Here is a 23571-nt window from a genome sequence, read left to right as displayed (position 1 = left end):
AGAGCTGTACAATTTTGTACAGCTTTTTTTTAGCCCAATTAATAAAAAATCAAAGAATTTATAACTTTTTAAACAATCGTTATTGTTATTTCATTGCTTATTTTATCTTTGTAAGTTGATGCAAATGATTATATATGTCTACAAATAACAATAAAAGAAGAGAAGCTTTATTATACCACGCCAAACCTACACCTGGAAAAATTCAGGTTGTACCTACAAAAAAATATGCTACACAACGTGATTTGTCTTTGGCGTATTCACCAGGGGTAGCAGAACCGTGTTTGGAAATCGCAAAAGATGTAAATAACGTTTATAAATATACAGCTAAAGGAAATTTAGTAGCTGTAATTACCAATGGAACAGCCGTTTTAGGTTTAGGCGATATTGGTCCAGAAGCCTCTAAACCAGTAATGGAAGGAAAGGCATTGCTATTTAAAATATTTTCGGATATCGATGTTTTTGATATTGAAGTAGATGCCACAGATATTGATAAATTTGTAGAAACTGTAAAAGCGATAGCACCTACTTTTGGTGGTATTAATTTAGAAGATATAAAAGCTCCAGAATCGTTTGAAATTGAACGAAGATTGGTGGAGGAATTAAACATTCCGGTAATGCATGACGACCAACATGGTACAGCAATCATTTCGTCAGCAGCACTTTTAAATGCGTTAGAAATTGCAGAAAAAGACATTTCTAAAATAAAAGTAGTAGTTTCTGGTGCGGGTTCAGCTGCGTTGGCATGTGCTAATTTATACGTTTTATTAGGTGTAAAACCAGAAAATTTATACATGTTTGATGTAAATGGGTTATTAACCACTTGCAGAGAAGATGTTTCCGAATTACAAATGCGTTATGCAAAATCTTGTGAACCAGCTTCTTTATCTGAAATAATAAAAGATGCCGATATGTTTTTAGGATTATCTGTCGGAAATATATTAAAACCAGAAATGTTACTAACTATGGCAGCCAATCCAATTGTGTTTGCTATGGCGAATCCAGTTCCTGAAATCGATTATAACGTTGCGATAAATACTCGTGAAGATATCATTATGGCCACAGGTCGTTCGGATTATCCAAACCAAGTGAATAATGTTTTAGGATTTCCATACATTTTTAGAGGCGCTTTAGATGTTAGAGCCAGAAAAATTAACGAAGCCATGAAAATGGCTGCCGTTAGAGCTTTGGCAGAATTAGCCAAATCACCAGTTCCCGAACAAGTAAATATTGCTTACGGCGAAAAGAAATTAGTGTTTGGAAAAGATTACATTATTCCAAAACCTTTTGATCCAAGATTGATTTCAACCATTTCTCCAGCAGTAGCAAAAGCAGCTATGGAAAGTGGCGTAGCAGATATAGAAATTACAGATTGGGAAAAATATGCAAACGATTTACAAGAACGTTTAGGTGGCGATAATAAAATTGTAAAATTACTTACAAATAGAGCCAAAACAGAACCTAAAACTATTGTTTTTGCTGAAGCTGATCAGTTAGATGTGTTAAAAGCCGCACAAATTGTTCATGAAGAAGGAATTGGAATTCCAATTTTATTAGGGAACATAGAAATTATTCAAGAATTAAAAGAAGAAATTGGATTTGATGCAGATTTGAAAATCATCGATCCAAAATCTAAAGACGAAAATAAAACCAGAGAAAAATACGCACAATATTTTTGGAAAACCAGACAACGTAGAGGAACTTCTTTATTGGATGCTCAAAAATGGATGCGAGAGCGAAATTATTTTGCTGCCATGATGGTAAATGCGGGTGATGCAGATTGTATGGTTACGGGATATTCTCGTAGTTATCCAAATGTGGTAAAACCGGTTATGGAATTAATTGACAAACAACAAGGTGTGTCAAGAATTGCTACAACAAATATAATGAATACCAAGCGAGGTCCTTTATTTTTATCGGATACTGCAATTAATCCAAATCCATCTGCTGAAGAATTAGCAAAAATTGCTTTAATGACCGCTAAAACAGTACGATTGTTTGGTATTGAACCAGTAATTGCTATGATTTCGTTTTCGAATTTTGGCTCTTCATCAAGTGATAGTCCAATAAAAGTGAGACAAGCAGTCAAAATTTTACATGAAAATTATCCTGATTTAATAGTAGATGGTGAAATCCAAACGGATTTTGCATTAAATGCAGATATGCTAAAAAGTAAATTTCCATTTTCTAAATTAGCTAATAAAAAAGTAAACACTTTGATTTTCCCAAATTTAGATGCTGCAAATATTACATACAAAATGCTAAAAGAATTAGATAAAGTAGTTTCAATTGGTCCAATTATGATGGGATTAGAAAAACCAGTACATATTTTTCAATTAGGCGCCAGTGTAGAAGAAATGGTAAATATGGCTGCAGTTGCAGTTGTTGATGCGCAAGAAAAATTGAAAAACAAGTTAAAAGCTAAAGCCAAAAAATAAAATTATGATTTCACATATTCAAGGAAAATTAGTAGAAAAAACACCAACTGAAGTGGTTATTGAATGCCATGGTGTGGGGTATGAAATTCATATTTCATTGCATACCTATTCTCAAATTCCAGATTCTGAAAATGTGAAATTGTATACCTATTTACAAGTAAAAGAAGATTCACATTCTTTATTTGGTTTCGCAGATAAAAAAGAACGTGAATTATTTAAATTATTAATTTCTGTTTCAGGAATAGGAGCCAATACGGCAAGAACGATGCTTTCATCTTTAAATCCAGAACAAATTATTCAAGCTATTGCTGCCAATGATGTAGGAACGGTTCAATCGATTAAAGGAATTGGTTTAAAAACAGCACAACGTGTTATTTTAGATTTGAAAGATAAAGTACTAAAAATCTATGCAATTGAAGAAATTTCTGGAAGTTCATACAATACAAACAAAGAAGAAGCGTTATCTGCTTTAGAAGTTTTGGGATATATTAGAAAAAATGCCGAAAAAGTAGTAGAAAAAATTATTATTAATTCGCCAACAGCCACAGTGGAAGAATTAATTAAACAAGCATTAAAAGTATTATAATTTGAAAAAATTACTTAAAAATATAGTTTCAAGAACAAGCATTGTGATTTTTATGATGTTTATAAGTGTGTGTAATTATGCTCAGACAACTCCGGTTAAAGAGCAAGATTCAATAAAAACAGGATATAGTTTGGGTCAAATTGCTTTGCCTAATCCTAAAAGTATTATTGATGGCTATACGTATGATCCTGTTACAAATAAATATATTTATACGGCATCTATAGATGGTTTTAATATTAATTACCCATTAATTTTAACACCTGAAGAATACGAAAAATTGGTTTTAAAAGAAACCATGAGAAAGTATTTTCAAGACAAACAAAATGCAGTTGATGGAAAAAGAGCGGGTTCTGAAGAAGCAAGAAAAAATTTATTACCACGATTTTATGTAAATAATAAATTTTTTGAAGCCATTTTTGGTGGAAATACGATTGATGTAAAACCAAGCGGTTCAGTAGAAGTAGATTTAGGAATTCGATTTACTAAACAAGACAATCCTTCTTTTTCACCAAGAAATAGAAAAACGACCGCCTTTGATTTTAATCAACGAATTTCAATGGGCTTACAAGGAAAAGTAGGAACAAGATTGAATGTAAATATTAATTATGATACGCAATCTACGTTTGCTTTTCAAAATTTAATTAAATTAGATTACGCACCAACGGAAGACGATATTTTACAAAAAATTGAAGTTGGTAATGTGAGTTTCCCAATTTCGAATTCTTTAATCCGTGGGGCACAAAGTTTATTTGGTGTAAAAGCGCAATTTCAATTTGGAAAAACAACTTTAACGGGTGTATTCTCGGAACAAAAATCGCAATCAAAATCCATAACTACTCAAGGTGGTGGAACCATTCAAGAGTTTGACTTTTTTGCCTTAGATTATGATTCTGATAAACATTATTTCTTATCACAATATTTTAGAAATAATTATGACAATGCTTTAAGAAATTATCCTGTTATAGATTCTCGTGCGAAAATTACCAGAATTGAAGTTTGGATTACCAACAGACAAAACAGAGTTACCACTACAGATAACAACTTAAGAAACGTAATTGCTTTACAAGATTTAGGTGAATCAAAATTAACTACTACTCCAGACAATGAAGTTGTGGGTACAGATTTAACTCTAAACCCAACTTTTTTTAATGAGCCAATTGATTCACCAACAGATAATAAAAATAACAAGTTCAATCCAGCTACAATCGGTCAAGCAGGTAGTTTTTTAACACCGGCAATTAGAGAAATCGCAACAGCTTCAACAGGTTTTAATTTAATAGCTAATACTACAAGTACCTTTTCTGAAGGAATTGATTATTCGAAATTAGAAAACGCCAGAAAATTAGCCACTACAGAATATACGTTTCACCCACAATTAGGATACATTTCCTTAAATCAGAAATTACAAAATGATGAGGTTTTAGCAGTAGCGTATCAATACACCATTGGTGGAGAAGTGTATCAAGTAGGGGAATTTGCAAATGATGGTTTAGAATCTACAACAGTTGATCCAGCAGGAGTGCCAACCACACAAGCGTTACTTTTAAAAATGTTAAAAGGAAGTTTAATCAATGTAAGTGAGCCAAGTTGGGATTTAATGATGAAAAACATCTATCAAATTCCAGGTGGAAATCAATTGCAACAACAAGATTTTAAATTTAATATTTTATACCAAGATCCTTCACCTTTAAATTATATTACACAAGCTGGTATTGATGCATTGCCATCAAATGTTGCTAACACACCTTTATTGAAAGTATTTAATTTAGATAAATTAAACTTCACGAATGACCCACAACCAAATGGAGATGGATTTTTTGATTTTTATCCAGGAATTACAGTAGATTCTCAATACGGAAGAATTATTTTCACTACGGTTGAGCCATTTGGTAAACACTTATTTAATAAATTAGATGTTACTACGTTAACGGAAGATTATGACGCGCCACTTTCATACAACTCTAATCAATCAAAATATGTTTTCAGAACTTTATATAAATCTACACAAGCCGCTGCCTTACAAGAAAGTTCTAAAAACAAATTCAAATTAAAAGGAAGTTTTAAATCTTCTGCAGGCGATGGTATTTCTTTAGGTGCTTTTAATGTGCCGCAAGGAAGTGTTGTGGTTACTGCTGGTGGTAGAGTTTTAGTAGAAGGGGTAGATTATACCGTAAATTATCAAGCGGGTAGAGTACAAATTTTAGATCCGTCTTTAATGGCTTCTAATACACCAATAAATGTGTCATTAGAAAATAATTCGGTTTTTGGACAACAAACCAAACGATTTTATGGTTTAAATGTAGAACATAAATTTAATGAGAAGTTTTTAATAGGCGGTACCTTTCTTAAAATGACAGAACGACCTTTTACTCAAAAAGCGGATTACAATCAAGAATCGGTAAATAATACCATTGTTGGTTTAAATACTAATTTTTCAACTGAAGTTCCTTTTTTAACAAGGTTGGTAAATAAATTACCAAATATTGAAACAGAAGCACCTTCTAATTTGTCTTTCCGTGGAGAATTTGCTTATTTGTTTCCAAATGCACCAAAAGCTGCAGATTTCAATGGCGAACCTACTTCTTATATTGATGATTTTGAAGGTACCCAATCTAATATCGATTTAAAATCGCCTTTAGCTTGGTCTTTAGCGAGTACGCCAATAGGTTTTGGTGGTGAATTAAATGAAGATGACCGAGTGTATGGATATAAAAGAGCCAAACTTTCTTGGTATAATATTGATCCAGTGTTTTACGTTGACAAGCCTGCAGGAATTGATGATAACGATATTTCTACGAATAAAACCAGACGTATTTTTAGTCAAGAATTATTTCCAAATACGGATATTCCTCAAGGACAAACCAATGTGATTAATACGTTAGATTTAACGTATTATCCAAGAGAGCGTGGACCATACAATTACAATCCAGTTGCAGCCACAAATAACCAATTTCCTGCTATTGATGCTCCAAATAATTGGGGAGGAATTATGCGTGCCATTAATACCACAAATTTTGAACAATCTAATGTTGAATATGTCCAGTTTTGGATGATGGATCCCTATTTCGGAACAACGACAGATGTTACAAATCCTTCAAATATCGGAACATTAACCTTAAATTTAGGAGAAATTAGTGAGGATATTTTAAAAGACGGAAGAAAATTATATGAAAATGGATTGCCAGAAAATGGTGGTGCACAGCCAACGTATTCTACAAACTGGGGTAAAGTACCTGCTTCTCAATCATTAATTTATGCATTTGATACGAATGAAGCCAATAGAGGGGTTCAGGATGTTGGTTTAAATGGTTTAAATGACGCTGAAGAAAGAATTAAACACCCCGCTTTTGCTGCTTTTAATGATGCTTCTGCTGATAATTATCAATATTATTTAAATACTACCGGAACTATTTTAGATCGCTATAAAAATTATAATGGTTTAGAGGGAAACTCGCCAATAACAGTAACCGATACAAATAGAGGAAATTCAACGATTCCAGATGTGGAAGATTTGAATAGAGATAACACTATGAATACGATAAATGCGTATTATAAATTTAATATTCAAGTTGCTCCAAATCCAGTTGTGGGACAAAATTACGTAGCTGATGTATTGACTACAACTGGTTCTGTACCAAACGGAAATGCCATTCCAGTAAGATGGGTACAATATAAAATACCAATTTTAGAAGCTACTGCTGCAAATATTGAAGGGCCAATTACTGATTTTAGAACCATTCGTTTCATGAGAATGTTTTTATCTGGTTTTAACGATGAAGTAACGCTTCGTTTAGGATCCTTAGATTTAGTAAGAGGTGAATGGAGAAGATTTGTATATACTTTAGATGCATTAGATTCTGATGTGTCAAATGATGATACAGGTTTTGATGTAGTAGCTATAAATGTTCAGGAAAATGCAAACAGAAGCCCTATTCCTTATGTAGCTCCTCCTGGAGTAGATAGAGAACAATTGTATAATAACAATACGGTTATTAATCAAAATGAACAATCTTTATCTTTAAGAGTGTACAAAAAAGACCCTGGAAATGTAGGTTTAGGAGGATTAGAAGAAAACGATGCAAGAGCTGTGTTTAAAAATGTAAATGTCGATATGCGTCAGTACAAAAAACTACGTATGTTTTTACACGCCGAGCCTTTAAAAGTAGATTTAGGAAGTGGCACAGATTTAAAAGATGACGAATTAGTTGCATTCATTCGTTTAGGGAATGATTTTACAGATAACTTCTATCAAATTGAAATGCCGTTAAGAGTAAGTTCATTAAGTGCCAGAACAGCAGAAGATATTTGGTTAGCAGATAACGAAATTGAATTGCCTTTGGCCTTATTATCTAAAATTAAAAGTTTAAATCTTGCAGGTGCAGGATCTATTATTCCAGATGCAAACGGAATTGCTTTTTTAAACGAAAGTGCTTTAGGTTCATCAAAAAGTAGATTAAATATTGGTATCAAAGGAAATCCAAATTTCGGGCAAGTAAGAACGTTAATGATTGGGGTAAAAAACCCAAACCCTGCAGCTACAGGCCCTTTAAGAGGAGAGGTTTGGTTCAACGAATTGCGTATGTCTGAAATAGATAACAAAGGTGGTTATGCTGCTGTAGCTAATTTAGATACAAATTTGGCCGATTTCGCCACTTTTTCTGCAACAGGTAGAATTAGTACTATTGGTTTTGGCGCTTTAGAACAAGGCCCAAATGAAAGAAGTCGAGAAGATGTGAAACAATATGACATCGTATCAAACTTTAATGTAGGACAAGTACTGCCTAAAAAATGGAAATTAAATTTACCATTTAATTATGCTGTAGGCGAACAAATAATTACACCAAAGTATGATCCTTCATTTCAAGATTTAGAATTAAAAGAAGTAATAGCTGCGGAATCAAATCAGAATAAAAAAGAAGAAATTAAAAATCGTGCCATAGATTATACAAAGCGAACTAGTGTGAACTTCATTGGTGTTAAAAAAGACAGAGGCGACAAACAAAAACAACATTTTTATGATGTAGAAAATATTACACTTTCATATTCTTTCAACGAAATGTTACATCACGATTTCCAAGTTCAAAATTTGGTAGATCAACAACAAAAAACTTCTTTAGATTATTCGTATTCATTTAAAGCAAAATCTATAGAACCTTTTAAGAAGAATAAATTTTTCAAGAAAAACGGATATTATAAAGCAATAAGCGATTTCAATTTTAACTTTTTACCAAGTAACGTTACATTTAATTCGAATATTATAAGACAATTTAATCGTCAGCAATTCAGGTTAATTGATGTTCAAGGTATTGGTTTGGATCCGTTGTACAGAAGAAATTATTTTTTCAATTATCAGTATGGCGTAAATTTCCCAATTACTAAATCATTAAAATTAAATTATACAGCCGCGAACAATAATATCGTACGTAATTATTTTGATACACAAAATAACCCAATTAACGATTTAGATATTTGGAATGATTACTGGAATTTTGGTACAGCAAACACACACAACCAACAAATAACAGCTAATTACGATTTACCAATTAATAAAATTCCAGTTTTAAATTTTATTAAAACGTCTTACGTGTACACAGGTGATTATAGTTGGCAACGTGCTTCAGATGCCTTTTCAACTTTTCAAGCCTTGGACGGAACAACCTATCAATTAGGAAACACCATTCAAAATGCGAATTCACATAAAATAAATGCTGGATTAGATATGAATATGTTCTATAAATATATAGGATTAACAGCTAAAAAACAGAAAAAACAACCTGCAAATACTAAAAAAGCACCACCAAAACCAGGTGAAAAAGTAACCAATACGACACCAAAACAACCTCAAACAGAAGAAAGAAATGCCTTTGCTAAATTTGGAATTGGATTATTAACTTCTGTTAAAAATATTCAAGTAAATTATTCAGAATCTGGTGGAACTTTATTGCCTGGTTATTTACCAGGTTTAGGGTTTTTTGGAAGTTCAAAACCTACTTTAGGATTTGTTTTTGGAGATCAAGCTGATATTCGATATGAAGCAGCTAAAAGAGGTTATTTAACAAATTATCCTGAATTTAACCAGAGTTTTTCTCAAATTAAAACTAAAAAATTAGATTATTCTGCGAGATTAGAATTGATACCCGATTTAGGAATCGATATTAATGCAGAAAGAAATATTACTGAAAATTACTCAGAACAATATGATGCGGTTGGCGGAAACTATCAATCAAGAGCGCCTTTTAGTACAGGAAATTTTAGTATTTCTACCGTGATGATAAAAACAGCTTTCAAAGCCAGCGATGAAAATGAATCTGAAATTTTCGATAGATTCCGAAAAAACAGATACGCAATTGCAATTCGTTTAGCTGAAGATTATTATGGAACAGCAAACTTCCCAAGAGATTTAGATGGTTATCCTGCTAAATTTGGTAAAAATAGTCAACGTGTTTTAGTTCCAGCTTTTTTATCTGCTTATTCAGGTGTGAAAACGGATAAAGTACAAACGGGTTTATTTTCTAATTTTCCGTTACCAAACTGGACGTTAAAATATACAGGTTTTATGAAGATGTCTTGGTTTAAAGATAATTTCAAAAAATTCTCGATACAACATGGTTATCGTTCAAGTTATAGTGTAAACGCATTTAGAAGTAACTTAAATCCAAGTCCAACGGATACAAAAGGAAATTTATTTCCAGAAATCATTACTTCAAATGTCAATTTAACAGAGCAATTTAATCCGTTAATTAACGTAAGTTTTGAGTTGAAAAACTCTTTTAATGTGATGGCTGAAGTTAAAAAAGACAGAAGTTTGAATATGAGTTTTGACAACAACTTATTAACCGAAGTACAAGGAAATGATTATACAGTTCGTTTAGGATACAGAATTAAAGGCGTTCAAATTAACTCAAAATTAGCAGACAACGCCCAAGGAATGATAAAGAGTGATATCAATTTAAAAGCAGATTTTACATTAAGTAAAAAAATGACTATTGTACGATATTTAGATTATAACAACAATCAATTAGGTGGTGGACAGAACATTTGGTCATTTAAATTAACAGCAGATTATTCTTTCAGTAAGAATTTTACAGCTATTTTCTTTTACGATCATCAGTTTTCTAAAGCGGTTATATCAACAGCTTTTCCGTTAACAAATATTCGTTCTGGATTTACTTTACGATATAATTTTGGAAATTAAAAATTAAAAATTAATAGTAAATTTTAAGAATATAATTTACATTTGTCAAAATAAAAACACAATTAATAAGATGAATATACCAGCGAATTTAAAGTACACAAAAGACCACGAATGGGTTTCAATTGATGGCGATGTAGCAACTGTAGGAATTACTGATTTTGCTCAAAAAGAATTAGGAGATATCGTTTACGTTGAAGTAGAAACATTAGACCAAACTTTAGGCAAAGATGAGGTTTTTGGAACTGTGGAAGCAGTTAAAACGGTTTCAGATTTATTTTTACCATTAAGTGGAGAAATTATTGAATTTAATGACGATTTAGAGAGTAATCCAGAAGCTGTAAATTCTGACCCATATGGTGCAGGATGGATGGTAAAAGTAAAAATATCTGATGCTTCTGAAGTAGCACAATTACTATCAAGTGAAGATTACACGGCACTTATTGGGGCATAATTTTTTTAAAATAAGCGCTATTTTTTGGACACTATTAATTTTTTATTTGTGTTTAAACGATACGCCAAGTTTGCCAATAATTTCCTTTGAAAATATAGATAAAATTATACATTTTGTATTCTATTTTGTATTTGTTTTCTTATGGATTATGAGTTTAAAACACATTTCATTACGATATTTTTTAATTGTGCTTTTCATAGCGATAGTATTAGGAATTAGTATTGAATTTTTACAAGAAAACTTTACACAAAACAGGGCTTTTGATTGGTACGATATTGTTGCAAATGCCTTAGGCGCTATAACAAGTTTTATATTAGTAAAATCTTACCACGTAATACAAAACAAAAACATCTCACATTAGTTGAGATGTTTTTTGTTTAATCAATACATTCATATAATGAATATAAAACATTACTTAGATTCAACGTATTTAAAAACAGCCAAACAAGCGGGTGTTTCTGAAAAAGAAAACAATCAAATTGTTCATGATTTTGTACAAGAAGCAATTGAAGAAAAGTTTATGTTAGTTATGCTTCGTCCAGATAAAATTGTTGATGCTAAGAAGCAATTAGTAGCTGCCGCTTCAAAAGTGTTAATTGGCACCGTAATTGGATTTCCAGAAGGCACTTTTTCTATTGATGAAAAAATAAATGAAGCCAAAACCGCCATTGAAAACGGTGTAGATGAATTGGATTTTGTAGTTAATTTTGAAGCTTTTAAATTAGGTGATATTGATTTAGTAAAACAAGAAGTGCTGCAAGGAACAAAATTAGCGTTAGCGCATCGTAAAAAAATCAAGTGGATTATTGAAGTTGCAGCGTTAAATGGCTCGCAAATTATTCAATTGACTTCATTAATAAAAAATGTAATAGTTGCTAACTTTACTGAAAAAGACTTCGATTCGGTTTTTGTGAAATCGTCTACAGGATTTTATAAAACTTCAAACGGATTACCAAATGGTGCTACATTCCCTTCAATTATTGCCATGTTGGAAAATGCATTTCCACTACAAGTGAAAGCTTCTGGTGGCATTAAAACAAAAGAAGAAGTGCTTCATATGATACAATTAGGCGTAAAACGAATTGGAACTTCTGCTGCAAAATCCATTTCAGATGGGGAATTGAATTCTGGAAATTATTAAATTATAAATTTTGAATTTGCTTTACTAAGTATTGCGAAAACCAAAATCTTCTTACTATCTTTGCACTCGATTAAAAATTCACTTTTGAAAACAACTACCGTCACATTAAAATCGATTTTCTTAGATTTTAAAGAAATTACAAAAGCTGGCTTAGCAATAAGTGTAGTGTTTTCTTCTATTGTGGGGTATTTGTTAGGTTTTTCAGATAAACATCCTTTTAGTGTTATTACATTAATATTATTAGCCATTGGCGGCTATTGTATGGTGGGCGCTTCTAATATTTTTAATCAAGTTATTGAAAAAGATTTAGATGCGAAAATGGACAGAACAAAAAATCGTCCTGTACCGTCAGGTCGAATGTCTGTGAATACTGCATTAACTTTAGGTTTTGTATTAACGTGTATTGGTTTGGTCGTATTGTATTTTATCAATCCAAAAACGGCAATGTTTGGGGCTATTTCTATATTTATGTACGTAAGTTTGTACACGCCATTAAAAACATTAACGCCTTTATCTGTTTTTGTAGGCGCTTTCCCAGGTGCTATTCCTTTTATGTTGGGTTGGGTAGCCGCTACAGGGAGTTTCGGAATAGAAGCAGGAACCTTATTTTTAATTCAGTTTTTTTGGCAATTTCCACATTTTTGGGCAATAGGTTGGTTTTTATTTGAAGACTATGAAAAAGCCGGTTTTTTTATGTTGCCAACAGGAAAACGAGATAATAAAACAGCCATTCAAATTATTTTATATACTTTTTGGTTAATGTTTGCATCTATTTTGCCAGTATTTCGCTTTACCGGTGCTTTGCAATTGTCTGTAGCAGCAGCAGTTGTGGTTTTTTTGTTAGGTTGTTGGATGCTATTTTTTGCTATAAAATTATATAAAAATAGAGATGCAAAAACTGCAAAAAAATTAATGTTAGTAAGCGTAACTTACATAACTTTGTTGCAAATTATATATGTAATTGATAAATTTGTATAATTCAATAAATAAACAATAAAAAACACAAAATGTCTATATTTAAAATGTGTTTAAACAAATAAAAATGAAAAGTAGTTCAGAACAAGAAGCTTACGATAAAAAAGCAAAAACATATAAAATGCTGTTGTATTTTGCAATGATAAGCATAATAATGATTTTTGCAGGATTAACCAGTGCATTTGTGGTGAGCAAACAACGCCCAGATTGGTTAAAAGAATTAGTAATTCCTGCTACATTTACATATAGTACAATAATATTGCTAATAAGCAGCGTTACTTTTTATTTGGCAAAAAGAGCCATTAAATCTAACAATTATTCTCTAACAAAAGTATATTTGTTACTTACGTTAGCATTAGGAATATCATTTGTCTATCTTCAATTTAAAGGATTTGATTTGTTGTTTAATCAAGGGTTAGTTCCTTTTGGTTCTTCAAGTAAAGTTACGGTCTCTTTTTTGTATGCATTTGTGTTTGTACATGTGGCACACTTGTTTGGAGGTATGATTTCATTAATTTATGTAATTTATAATCATTATAAACAAAAATACAATTCCTCGCAATGCCTTGGTATTGAGCTAAGTGGCATCTATTGGCACTTTATGGATTTTATTTGGGTTTACTTGTTTTTATTTTTCTATTTTTTCAAATAGAAAAAAATCAATAAATTTGGGAACTTTTTAACAATAACTATTATATGAGCGCTACGGTTAATAATGAACACGCTTTAGACGGAGGTCCAGGACCAATGGGAGCCACTTATGGTAAAATGATGATGTGGTTTTTCATCGTATCAGATGCTTTAACCTTTTCAGGTTTTATCGCTGCTTACGGATTTTCTAGATTTAAATTTATCGAAACTTGGCCAATTGCCGATGAGGTATTTACCCACTTTCCATTTTTGCATGGTGTAAACGCACCTATGTATTATGTGGCATTGATGACGTTTATCTTGATCTTTTCATCAGTAACGATGGTTATCGCTGTTGATGCAGGTCATAAATTACAAAAAACAAAGGTTGCTGTTTATATGTTACTTACAGTAATTGGTGGTTTTATGTTCTTAGGTTCTCAAGCTTGGGAATGGAAAAATTTCATCAAAGGTGAATATGGTGCAGTAGAAACTTCTGGAGGTGCTATTTTACAATTTGTGAAAGTAGATAAATCTGAAAAAACAGGATACAAAAGAGTTAAATTAGAAGAATTTGCAGCTACTTTGCCTGAAGAAAGAGAGCAGTTAACAAGAGATAAAGGGGTTTGGTTTATGGAAGAAGACCACGAATTACCACAATACTCTGTTAATGAAGTAATGGCTGGATTTAAATCACATCCTGAAATTTTGGTAAGAACTGAATTCATTACAAATAAAAAAGAAAAAACAGTGCTTTCTCGTGAAGAATCAGAAAACAGATTGAAAGATGGTGTTCTAGTTGTAGAAGGGGCTAGTTTAATCAGAAACGAGTACGGTCATAAATTATTCGCAGATTTCTTCTTTTTCATTACAGGTTTCCACGGTTTCCACGTATTTTCTGGAGTTGTATTAAATATCTTAATTTTCTTTAATGTATTATTAGGTACTTACGAACGAAGAAAAAGTTACGAAATGGTTGAGAAAGTTGGTTTATATTGGCACTTTGTCGATTTAGTATGGGTGTTTGTATTTACATTCTTCTATTTAGTTTAATTTTTAGTAAAAAGAAAATATTATGGCACACGCACATGAATCAAACATGAAAAGAATCTGGACAGTATTCGGAATCTTATCTATCATTACAACAGTTGAAGTTTATTTTGGTATTACAAAACCAGATGCTTTATTTTTTGGAACTTTTATTAAAATGAGTTTACTTAACTGGTTGTTTATTATTTTAACAATCGTAAAAGCATATTATATTATGTGGGCTTTTATGCACTTAGAAGGTGAAAAGAAAAGTTTGCGCTGGTCTATTGTAGCTCCACTAGTTTTTTTAATATCATATATTTGTTTAATCTTTTTAGTTGAAGGAGATTATATATATGAAGTATTTAAAAATGCACATTACAAATGGATTTTTTAATAAAATAAATAATAATAATCCCGTTCCGATTTATATTGGAACGGGATTTTTTTTATCTTTGTATATCAATATTTAACTTTTCTGTAGTGAAAAAATATATCGTATTAACTGTACTCTTCATATTGCCTATTGTGGCGTATATGTTTTTCGCAACAGCCTCGCACAATTCCTTATTTCTACCGGTTATTTCAAAAAATCACGCCGAGCTTTCTACTCAATTTGTTTCTTTGAATGGGGAGAGAGTGGTTTTAGATAAAAATATTACTGTTTTAGGTTTTCCAGGAAGCAATATTGAAGAAGTAAAAGCAAATTTATTTAACTTAAATCAGAAAATTTATAATAAATATGGCGGCTTTAAAGATTTTCAAATGGTGATGATTTTACCAGATGGCAATCAAGAAAAAATTAAAGCCATTATGTTAGAGTTTAGAAGACTCTCTAATGATTTAAAAAATTGGCATTTTCTTTTCGGAAATCCTGAAGCTATTGAAACGTACTATAATACCTTTAAATTTAAAAATAAATTAGATGCATTTACAGGTACTCCTTTTGTGTATATTTTAGATAAAGAAAAAAGCTTAAGAGGAAGAAAAGGTCAGAAAATTAAAGGTAAAGTAGAATATAGAGAATGCTATAACACCATTTCTGCTGCAGAGTTACATAATGAAATGTCAGATGATGTTAAAATATTACTTCGCGAATACCGTTTGGCACTTAAAAAGAACAAACGTAAAGATGATTTTAGAGATAAAATTGAACAAGAGGTAATTAAAAAGTAATCAGTCAACAGTTTTTAGTGTTCAGTTAAGAGTAAAGAAAAAAATATCATCATGAAAAAAAACACATACATTGGAATCTCATTTATTGTTTTATTGTTTGGAATTTGGACAGTAAAAGAATTAACTGAAAGATTTAAAGATAGCGGTTTAGAAAAATTAGCTAAAGTACCTTCTTTTGAACTAACAGATCAAAACGGTAAGAAAATATCAGATAAATCATATTTGGGAAAAGTCTATGTGGTTGAATTTTTCTTTTCATCTTGTCCAACAATATGTCCGAAAATGAATCAAAATATGTTGCAATTGCAAGAAAGTTTTTATGGCGACTTAAATTTCGGAATTGCTTCTATCACCATAGATCCCGAAAATGATACAGCAGCCGCCTTAAAAGAGCACGCTAAATTATTAGGTGTAAAACATTCGAATTGGCATTTTTTAACAGGTGATTATGAGTATATTATGAGTATTGCAAATAAAGGGTTTAATATATTTGCCGGTAAAAATGATAAAGTACAAGGTGGTTTCGAACATTCAGGACTTTTTGCCCTAATTGATAAAGAAGGAAATATCAGATGTAGAAAAGATAAATTTGGAAACCCAATTATGTATTACGATGGCCTTGAACAATCTGGAATTGATGCTATTAAAGAAGATATTAAATTATTATTAAAAGAGTGATTATAAAAACTAATAACTTATTATATGAATTTTAGAAATTAATATAATTTCTTCAATCTATGTTTAATAAAAAAAAATATAAAATGGAAAACAACATCGAAACAAAATACAATAAACTAATAACAGCTGTATCTATTATAATTCCAATTGCTGTAGCTGCTTTATTTGGTGTGAATTTAAGAAAATTAGGGTATGATGTGGAACCTTTAAACTTTTTGCCACCTATCTATGCAACTATTAACGGAATTACAGCGGTTTTATTAGTTGTTGCAGTTTTAGCAATAAAAAACGGTAAAAGAAAGCTACACGAATATTTAATGAAAACAGCTATTGCTTGTTCTTTAGCTTTTTTATTAATGTATGTGGCGTACCATATGACTTCAATTTCCGCTGTGTTTGGTGATACAAACCATAATTCTATCTTAGAAGAATCAGAAAGAATAGCAATTGGTTTTGAAAGATATAATTATTTGTTTATCCTCATCACACATATTTCACTTTCAGTAATTATTATTCCTTTGGTATTAATTACGTATGTTCGAGCTTTAGCGTATCGATTTGATAAGCATAAAAAATTAGCAAGAATTACTTTCCCTATTTGGTTATATGTTGCCGTGACAGGTGTGGTAGTTTACGTTATGATTGCACCTTATTATGTTAAGTAAATTTAAGAATATAGAATATAGAATAAAGAATATAGAAGTTGAGCGTAGTATTTATGTTCTATGTTCTATTTTCTATTCTCTATTTTCTCAAAGTCAATGTGCTATGTGCAGAGCTTCTCTTCAAAACGAAGCTAACAAATCTGTTGCCGAAGGTGTAAATGACGGAATTGTGTATTTAATGGCAATACCGTATATCTTAGTAGCAGGTGTTTTTTACGCAGTATGGCGATTAAAACAAAAGAAAAAAGAAGTTAAAGCGTAATTTCAAAAACGCAATCCAAATACACCACAAACTTGTCACCCTGAAAGGGTCTCACGTAAAATTTTCTTGTAATATAGTTTTAAATAGTGCGATAAGAGATGCTTTCAGCATGACAAGATAGTGTATAATTGCACCTTCATAGATTTTTAATTTTGCCTAATGCCTAATGCCTAATGCCTAATTCTATATTCCTTATACCCTTTGCCTAATCCCTTTTACCTATACCTATTCCATTCCATCAATTGTAATTTTCATTGAGCCTGATGAAGTAATAAAAGCAACAATGCCACTTTCAGTAAGTTCCATTTTTTCAAACACAAAATCGTTTAATTTTCCGTTTACAAAAACACCTTTCATTGGTGAGTAATTTGTTAAATAAGGAAGCATATTTTTCTTTCCTTCCTCTAAATTAGGTTGAATAGAATACTTGCAATTCTCTTTTATTTTATTCAAAATTACACCTTGTAACAACCAGTTTGCTGTTCGAGTTAAGATGCCTTTTGTATTTAAAACATAATCCATTTCTTCAAAATAAATTTCCTTTGTTTCTGTTTTATATTTTGGAATTCCCGCTAAATATATTGTTCCGTTTACTGATCCAAGCATATCTAAAGCAATAATCATTTTTCCGTCTTTATACCATAAAGTTACTTTTTGAACGGTGATTTTTCTTTTCCCAGAACCAAATTCTTGTCCCATAAAATTTTTCGTCATAATTCTACTTGCACTTTCATAAGTAGAGACTGCCGCTACAGAAGCATTAAAATCGGATGGAATTTTAGCAACCGCTTTTGATACAATTTTAGTTTTGTCAAATCCGCTTTTTGGTTTTTGTCCAATTAAAGTTTGCATCTGACATTTTAATCCTAAATTCATTGTAATTTTAGAATTACTCAAAACCGCATTTGTACTATACATTTCATTTGGAACCAATTTGAACCAAGTTTCATACGTTTCGTTTGCCATAAAAGGTGTAGAAAGCGTTTCTAAAACTTGTAATACTTGCGTTTTAAAATCACAACTTTTATTTATCGCCTCATCAATCATTTTGGCTATTTTTCCCTTAAAAATGGATAAAGTTGGATTGACGATATAGGTAATAGGCACATTTTTCCCTGCTACTAAAATACTTGGACTTTCGCTCCATTCAAAATCTTCAATTTTAGAAGTTGTGTTTAGTTTCCAGTTGGCAAAATTGGCTTTACTGCTTAGGGTTATGGTTCCGTTTATATTTAGTTCTCTTGTGTCGTTTAGACCCATAAATTCGGTTCCGTATTTTATTTTTGCCCAAATTTTTAAAGGAATTTCCGAAACAATTTCGCCGTTTTTTTCTACCAATTTAATATCAGAAGTTTTCCAAATTTTCATTTCTGTTTTATCGTCATTTAAAATGGTATCAGCATAAATTAAACCTTTTACGTTTTTATTTAAATGATATTCCACTTCCTTTATACTCACTTCCATCGGCATAGCAATTAGCGATGTTTTATTGCTGTACACAATTGGCGCATTGTTACTAGGCTCTGGTTTTAGCGCTTCTATTTTTTTTGAGGTACTGCAGCTAAATAGAACCATATTAATAATTCCAAAAAGTAAAATTTTTATTTTCATAATAAATGAGTTTGCAATAAAAGGTGTAGAGAAAACATAAATAAAGGAGAAATATTGTTTCTCAATTTAAAATATTTCAGGTATAAAAGTAAAATTTTAATTCTAAAGTGTAACATTTTTTATAAATATTGGTCAAATAGTAAAACAATTTATAAAATGAAGTCAGTACATTTCATATTAATATTATTTATCGCAAGTGTTGCTTCTTTTGCCCAAGAAAAAAAATGGACATTAAAAGAATGTATTTATCATGCAATTCAAAACAATATTACCATAAAACAATCCGAGTTAGATTTGCAAACTTCAGCGATTGTGAAAAAAGATGCCATTGGAAATTTTTTACCAAATGTATCAGCATCAACATCGCATTCTTGGAATATTGGTTTAAATCAAAACATTACAACGGGTTTATTAGAAAATCAAACGACGCAATTTACCTCTGCCAATTTAAATGCAAACGTGGATATTTTTAAAGGATTGCAAAACGTAAATCAGTTAAGAAAAGCCAATTTAGCTATCATTGCTTCTCAATATCAGTTAACGAAAATGCAAGAAGATATTGCGTTAAACGTTGCCAATGCTTACTTGCAGATTTTATTTAATAAAGAAAATTTAAAAGTTCAAACCCAACAAAAGTTACTTAATACGAAACAATATAACAGAACGGTTGAATTAGTAGATGCAGGAAATGTTCCAAAAGGCGATTTGTTAGATATCCAAGCTACTATGGCTACAGGAAATCAGCGTGTTATTGTAGCCGAAAATACCTTATTATTGTCTAAATTGAGTTTGGCACAATTATTACAGATTGAAGATTTCCAGAATTTTGATATTTCGGAAGATGATATGCCTTCGATGTTGTCAACGGTTTTAAACGAAACGCCAGAAGCGGTAATCGCAAAAGCTAAAGAAAACAGAACGGAATTAAAAATTGCTGAAACAAATGTAGCACTTGCGCAAAAAGATATTTCTATTGCAAAAGGAGCATATTTACCTAGTTTAACCGGCTTTTATGGCTTCAATACAAGAGCATCAAATTCCAATGGATATCAAGTTGTGAATGGTGTGCCTTACATAACGAGTCCAAAACCTTTGTTTGATCAGTTTAGCACCAATAAAGGTCAGAATTTTGGTTTATCGCTAAATATTCCAATTTTTAATGGTTTTGCTGTGAAAAATAATGTAGCTCGTACCAAAATTGCATTAGCGAAAAGTCAGTTAGCCAAAGAGCAACAAGAATTAGATATTGAGCGTAATGTATTTACGGCTTATACGGATACAAAAGCCGCAAAAGAAAGTTATGAAGCTGCGTTACAAATTGTAAAAGCACGAGAATTAGCTATGCAATACGCAAAAGACAGATACGAAATTGGTATGATGAATATTTTTGATTACAACCAATCTCAAACTGCTTTCGTAAACGCACAATCAGAAGTATTAAGAACCAAGTATGATTATATTTTTAGAATTAAAATTTTAGAATTTTATTTCGGAATTCCACTTATAGTAAAACAATAAAGCCATGTCAAGAAAAAAATTATTTATCATTTTAGGAAGTGTAGTTGCAGTGATTGTACTATTAATTATTCTTAAAAAATCAGGAAAAATTGGAAATAACGACGACAGTAAAATTGTAGAAGTTTCTAAAGCAGAAACGATGACGATTATTGAAACCGTTTCGGCAACTGGTAAAATTCAACCAGAAGTTGAGATTAAAATTATGCCAGAAGTTTCAGGTGAAATTATTGCTTTAAACGTAAAAGAAGGGCAGGAAGTTAAAAAAGGACAATTATTAGTAAAAATCAATCCAGACATTTATACTTCTGGAGTTGACCGAACTGTGGCTTCTTTATCTACCTCAAAAGCAGGTGTTAGTCAAGCTGATGCTCAAGTTAAAGAAGCGAAAGCCAATTACGACAGAAATAAAAAACTGTACGATAAAGGCGTAATTTCTCGTGCAGAATGGGACAGAATTGTTTCTGCTTATGAAGTAGCAGTTGCCAGTAAACAATCAGCATATTATCAAATGAAATCGGCTTCGGCAAACGTAACTGAAGCAAGTGATAATTTAAAAAGAACTACCATTTTTGCACCTGCAGACGGAACCATTTCTAAATTAGATATTGAATTAGGAGAGCGTGTTTTAGGTCAACAGCAAATGGCTGGTACAGAAATGATGCGTATTGCCAACTTAAATAATATGGAAGTTGAAGTTGATGTAAATGAAAATGATATTGTAAAAGTAAGTATTGGCGATTCGGCAAAAATTGAAGTTGATGCTTATTTAAAAAGAAAGTTTGATGGTGTGGTAACAAGTATTTCTAACTCAGCAACAACAGGTTTAACAGCAGATCAAGTAACAAATTTTAAGGTAAAAGTTCGATTAGTAAAAGAATCGTACCAAGATTTATTAGAAGGAAAACCGGTGAGTTATTCTCCTTTTAGACCAGGAATGACAGCTACTGTTGATATTGAAACAAAAAGAAGTACAAATGTTTTAGCAGTTCCAATTAGCGCCATCGTAATTAAAGATGACACAACTTCAACCAAAAAAGATATTGTAGCTGAAATTGAAAAAGAAGAAGCAGAGAAAAAAGGAAATGCGCCTAAAAAAGATATTAAATTTGAATGTGTTTTTGTAAAAGTTGGCGATAAAGCCAAAATTAGAGTCGTAAAAACAGGGATTCAAGATGATACAAATATTGAAATTTTATCTGGTTTGAAAAAAGGAGATGAAATTATTATTGGACCGTACACTTTAGTTTCAAAAGACTTACTGCCAAATGATAAAGTAAGATTAGAAACCAAATCCGACCAAGATAAAAAAGCTAAAGAACAAAAAAGTTAGTTAAAACAGTTTTGATTTTAGAAAAGGCACAAGAAATTGTGTCTTTTTTTGTTACTTTGTGTATTAAATATAAAATAAAAATGGCTTTAATTCTGAATATAGAAACCGCTACAAAAAATTGCTCAGTTGCTTTATCAAAAGATGGTAGAACGCTTGCAATAAGAGAAATAGCAGAACAAAATTTTTCTCACGCTGAAAAATTACATATTTTTATTGAGGAACTTCTTTTAGAAACCAATGTAACATTAAAAGAAGTAAAAGCTATTGCTGTTAGTCAGGGACCAGGCTCGTATACGGGATTACGAATTGGGGTTTCTGCAGCAAAAGGTTTGTGTTATGCATTATCTATTCCGTTAATAGCTGTTGATACTTTAGAAATTTTGGCAAGAAAAATAAATATATCAAACGGAATTATTTTACCTATGATTGATGCCAGAAGATTAGAAGTATACAGTGCGTTTTTTGATAGTAATTATGCTAAAATTAGAGAAACCAAAGCGGAAATTATTGATGAAAATTCGTTTCAAGAGGAAACAGAAATATTACATTTAATTGGCGATGGCGCGATGAAATTTAAAGAAATATTAACGGATGAAAAATTTAAATATTATCCTGAAATGCAATTTCCTTCTGCTACCGAAATGAGTTTAATTTCCTTCCAAAAATTTCAAAATAAACAATTTGAAGATGTTGCTTATTTCGAACCTTTTTATTTAAAAGATTTTGTTTTAATTACTAAAAAATAAATTATAAAAACAAAAAAGGGCTGTTTACATTGTATAAACAGCCCTTTTTTTATTGTAAGAAAAAATTAGCCATTCATAGCTTCTACTATAATTGAATTATTTTTTAACATATCGCGTAACATATTTTCAATCCCATTTTTTAATGTAAATGTAGATGACGGACAACCGCTACAAGCACCTTGAAGTGTCACTTTCACAACATTTGTGCTTTCGTCATACGAGTTAAAAGTAATATTTCCTCCATCACTTTGAACTGCGGGTTTAATGTATTCTTCCAAAATATTAATAATTTGTTGAGAGGTAACATCTAAGTTATCAAAAAATTCTTCTTGCTTTATTTTGAAATTATCTGTTTTTTCAATTAAACTTTCGTCAACAACTAAATCGGTTTGTTCTAAATATTGTTTTAAAAAAGTTCTCAATTCTAATGTAATATCATTCCATTCGGCAATCTCATATTTTGTAATTGAAATGTAATTCTCATCAATAAAAACTTCTTTTACAAATGGGAAACTAAACAAATCTTTAGCTAAAGGTGAAGCTTTTGTTTCATCAATATTTTTACATTCTACCGCCGTATTTGTTAGTTTTTTATTGGCAACAAACTTAATAACAGCAGGATTTGGAGTAGATTCAGCATAAATCGTTATTGGATTTTTTTTCGTAACTGAATCTTCTATGATAATTTGGCCACCTTTTACTATAAAATCCTCAATTTGTTGCGCCACTTCTTCTTGAACATCTTCCCATTCCACTATTGAAAATTTTTCAATTGCAATAAAATTTCCTGAAATGTAAACTGATTTTACAAATGGAAGAAAAAATAATTGCTTCGCTAAAGGTGAGTTTGAAGTTTCATCAATGTTTTTAAATTCGAAATTTTGATTTCTAGTGATAAATTCTTCTAACTCAAATTTTACAATTGATAGATTATTTGTGCTTTTTATCGATATTTTACTCATTTTAGTGCATTTTTTTTACAAAGATATAAACATTCATTAAAGTAAAGTTATATATTTGAAGATTATAATTTTGTTAACACAACCACAACACATATAAAATGAAAAAAATTACATTATCTTTTTTTTTACTATTTTTTAGTGGGATATTATTCTCACAATCAATAAATGTTAATACTACTAC

Annotated in this window: 19 protein-coding genes; 17 read left to right on the top strand and 2 right to left on the bottom strand. The window is 31.0% G+C overall.

From position 1 onward, the window contains the following. The first annotated feature begins 134 nt into the window (after positions 1–134). From KA468_RS07320 to KA468_RS07255, 14 genes are all read left to right on the top strand, one after another. Complete coding sequence (locus KA468_RS07320) at positions 135–2435, top strand: NADP-dependent malic enzyme (RefSeq protein ID WP_291242287.1); 2301 nt, start codon at positions 135–137, stop codon at positions 2433–2435. Between the two features lie 4 nt (positions 2436–2439). Then, on the top strand, positions 2440–3021 hold the full coding sequence (gene ruvA / locus KA468_RS07315) for a Holliday junction branch migration protein RuvA (protein WP_291242286.1): 582 nt from the start codon (positions 2440–2442) through the stop codon (positions 3019–3021). 52 nt (positions 3022–3073) lie between these two features. Continuing rightward, complete coding sequence (gene sprA / locus KA468_RS07310; RefSeq protein WP_291242288.1) at positions 3074–10216, top strand: cell surface protein SprA; 7143 nt, start codon at positions 3074–3076, stop codon at positions 10214–10216. A 70-nt stretch (positions 10217–10286) separates the two neighbouring features. Further along, complete coding sequence (gene gcvH / locus KA468_RS07305) at positions 10287–10667, top strand: glycine cleavage system protein GcvH (RefSeq protein WP_291242285.1); 381 nt, start codon at positions 10287–10289, stop codon at positions 10665–10667. After that, positions 10636–11028: a VanZ family protein gene (locus KA468_RS07300; RefSeq protein ID WP_291242284.1), complete on the top strand. Its 393-nt coding sequence runs from the start codon at positions 10636–10638 to the stop codon at positions 11026–11028. Before gcvH ends, KA468_RS07300 begins: the two co-directional genes overlap by 32 nt. A 36-nt stretch (positions 11029–11064) precedes the next feature. Beyond that, positions 11065–11808 carry a deoxyribose-phosphate aldolase gene (gene deoC / locus KA468_RS07295; protein ID WP_291242283.1) on the top strand — a complete coding sequence of 248 codons (744 nt, stop codon included), beginning with the start codon at positions 11065–11067 and terminating at the stop codon, positions 11806–11808. An 84-nt stretch (positions 11809–11892) separates the two neighbouring features. Next, entirely contained in the window at positions 11893–12786 is an 894-nt protein-coding gene (cyoE, locus tag KA468_RS07290) for a heme o synthase (protein ID WP_291242282.1), read from the top strand. A gap of 64 nt (positions 12787–12850) precedes the next feature. Next, positions 12851–13435, top strand: coding sequence for a cytochrome c oxidase subunit 3 (locus KA468_RS07285; RefSeq protein ID WP_291242281.1), 585 nt, complete (start codon positions 12851–12853; stop codon positions 13433–13435). A gap of 44 nt (positions 13436–13479) precedes the next feature. After that, positions 13480–14466, top strand: coding sequence for a cytochrome c oxidase subunit 3 (locus tag KA468_RS07280; RefSeq protein WP_291242280.1), 987 nt, complete (start codon positions 13480–13482; stop codon positions 14464–14466). A 22-nt stretch (positions 14467–14488) separates the two neighbouring features. Then, complete coding sequence (locus KA468_RS07275) at positions 14489–14839, top strand: cytochrome C oxidase subunit IV family protein (RefSeq protein ID WP_291242279.1); 351 nt, start codon at positions 14489–14491, stop codon at positions 14837–14839. 86 nt (positions 14840–14925) lie between these two features. After that, positions 14926–15618, top strand: coding sequence for a hypothetical protein (locus KA468_RS07270; RefSeq protein WP_291242278.1), 693 nt, complete (start codon positions 14926–14928; stop codon positions 15616–15618). Between the two features lie 51 nt (positions 15619–15669). After that, the gene (locus KA468_RS07265; protein ID WP_291242277.1) at positions 15670–16296 is read left to right on the top strand and encodes an SCO family protein; all 627 of its coding nucleotides are present in this window, start codon (positions 15670–15672) and stop codon (positions 16294–16296) included. A gap of 83 nt (positions 16297–16379) precedes the next feature. After that, a complete protein-coding gene (locus KA468_RS07260; protein ID WP_291242276.1) occupies positions 16380–16961 on the top strand; it encodes a DUF420 domain-containing protein in 582 nt (193 codons plus the stop codon). Positions 16962–17064: 103 nt separating this feature from the next. Further along, on the top strand, positions 17065–17223 hold the full coding sequence (locus tag KA468_RS07255) for a hypothetical protein (protein WP_291242275.1): 159 nt from the start codon (positions 17065–17067) through the stop codon (positions 17221–17223). A gap of 225 nt (positions 17224–17448) precedes the next feature. On the opposite strand, the gene KA468_RS07250 is transcribed toward KA468_RS07255, so the two are convergent. Further along, on the bottom strand, positions 17449–18834 hold the full coding sequence (locus tag KA468_RS07250) for a DUF4403 family protein (protein WP_291242274.1): 1386 nt from the start codon (positions 18832–18834) through the stop codon (positions 17449–17451). 156 nt (positions 18835–18990) lie between these two features. On the opposite strand from KA468_RS07250, the gene KA468_RS07245 reads away from it, so the two are divergent. The 3 genes from KA468_RS07245 (at position 18991) to tsaB (ending at position 22428) form a co-directional block, all read left to right on the top strand. Next, complete coding sequence (locus KA468_RS07245) at positions 18991–20352, top strand: TolC family protein (RefSeq protein WP_291242273.1); 1362 nt, start codon at positions 18991–18993, stop codon at positions 20350–20352. A 4-nt stretch (positions 20353–20356) separates the two neighbouring features. Then, positions 20357–21682 carry an efflux RND transporter periplasmic adaptor subunit gene (locus tag KA468_RS07240; RefSeq protein ID WP_291242272.1) on the top strand — a complete coding sequence of 442 codons (1326 nt, stop codon included), beginning with the start codon at positions 20357–20359 and terminating at the stop codon, positions 21680–21682. An 80-nt stretch (positions 21683–21762) separates the two neighbouring features. Beyond that, entirely contained in the window at positions 21763–22428 is a 666-nt protein-coding gene (gene tsaB, locus KA468_RS07235) for a tRNA (adenosine(37)-N6)-threonylcarbamoyltransferase complex dimerization subunit type 1 TsaB (RefSeq protein ID WP_291242271.1), read from the top strand. Between the two features lie 65 nt (positions 22429–22493). Here tsaB and KA468_RS07230 read toward each other — a convergent pair whose 3' ends face one another. Then, positions 22494–23390: a NifU family protein gene (locus KA468_RS07230; RefSeq protein ID WP_291242270.1), complete on the bottom strand. Its 897-nt coding sequence runs from the start codon at positions 23388–23390 to the stop codon at positions 22494–22496. Positions 23391–23571 lie beyond the last annotated feature (181 nt).

The sequence above is a fragment of the Flavobacterium sp. genome, from assembly GCF_017985075.1.
Classification (GTDB): Bacteria; Bacteroidota; Bacteroidia; order Flavobacteriales; family Flavobacteriaceae; genus Flavobacterium.
This window is presented reverse-complemented; position numbering and strand designations above follow the sequence as displayed.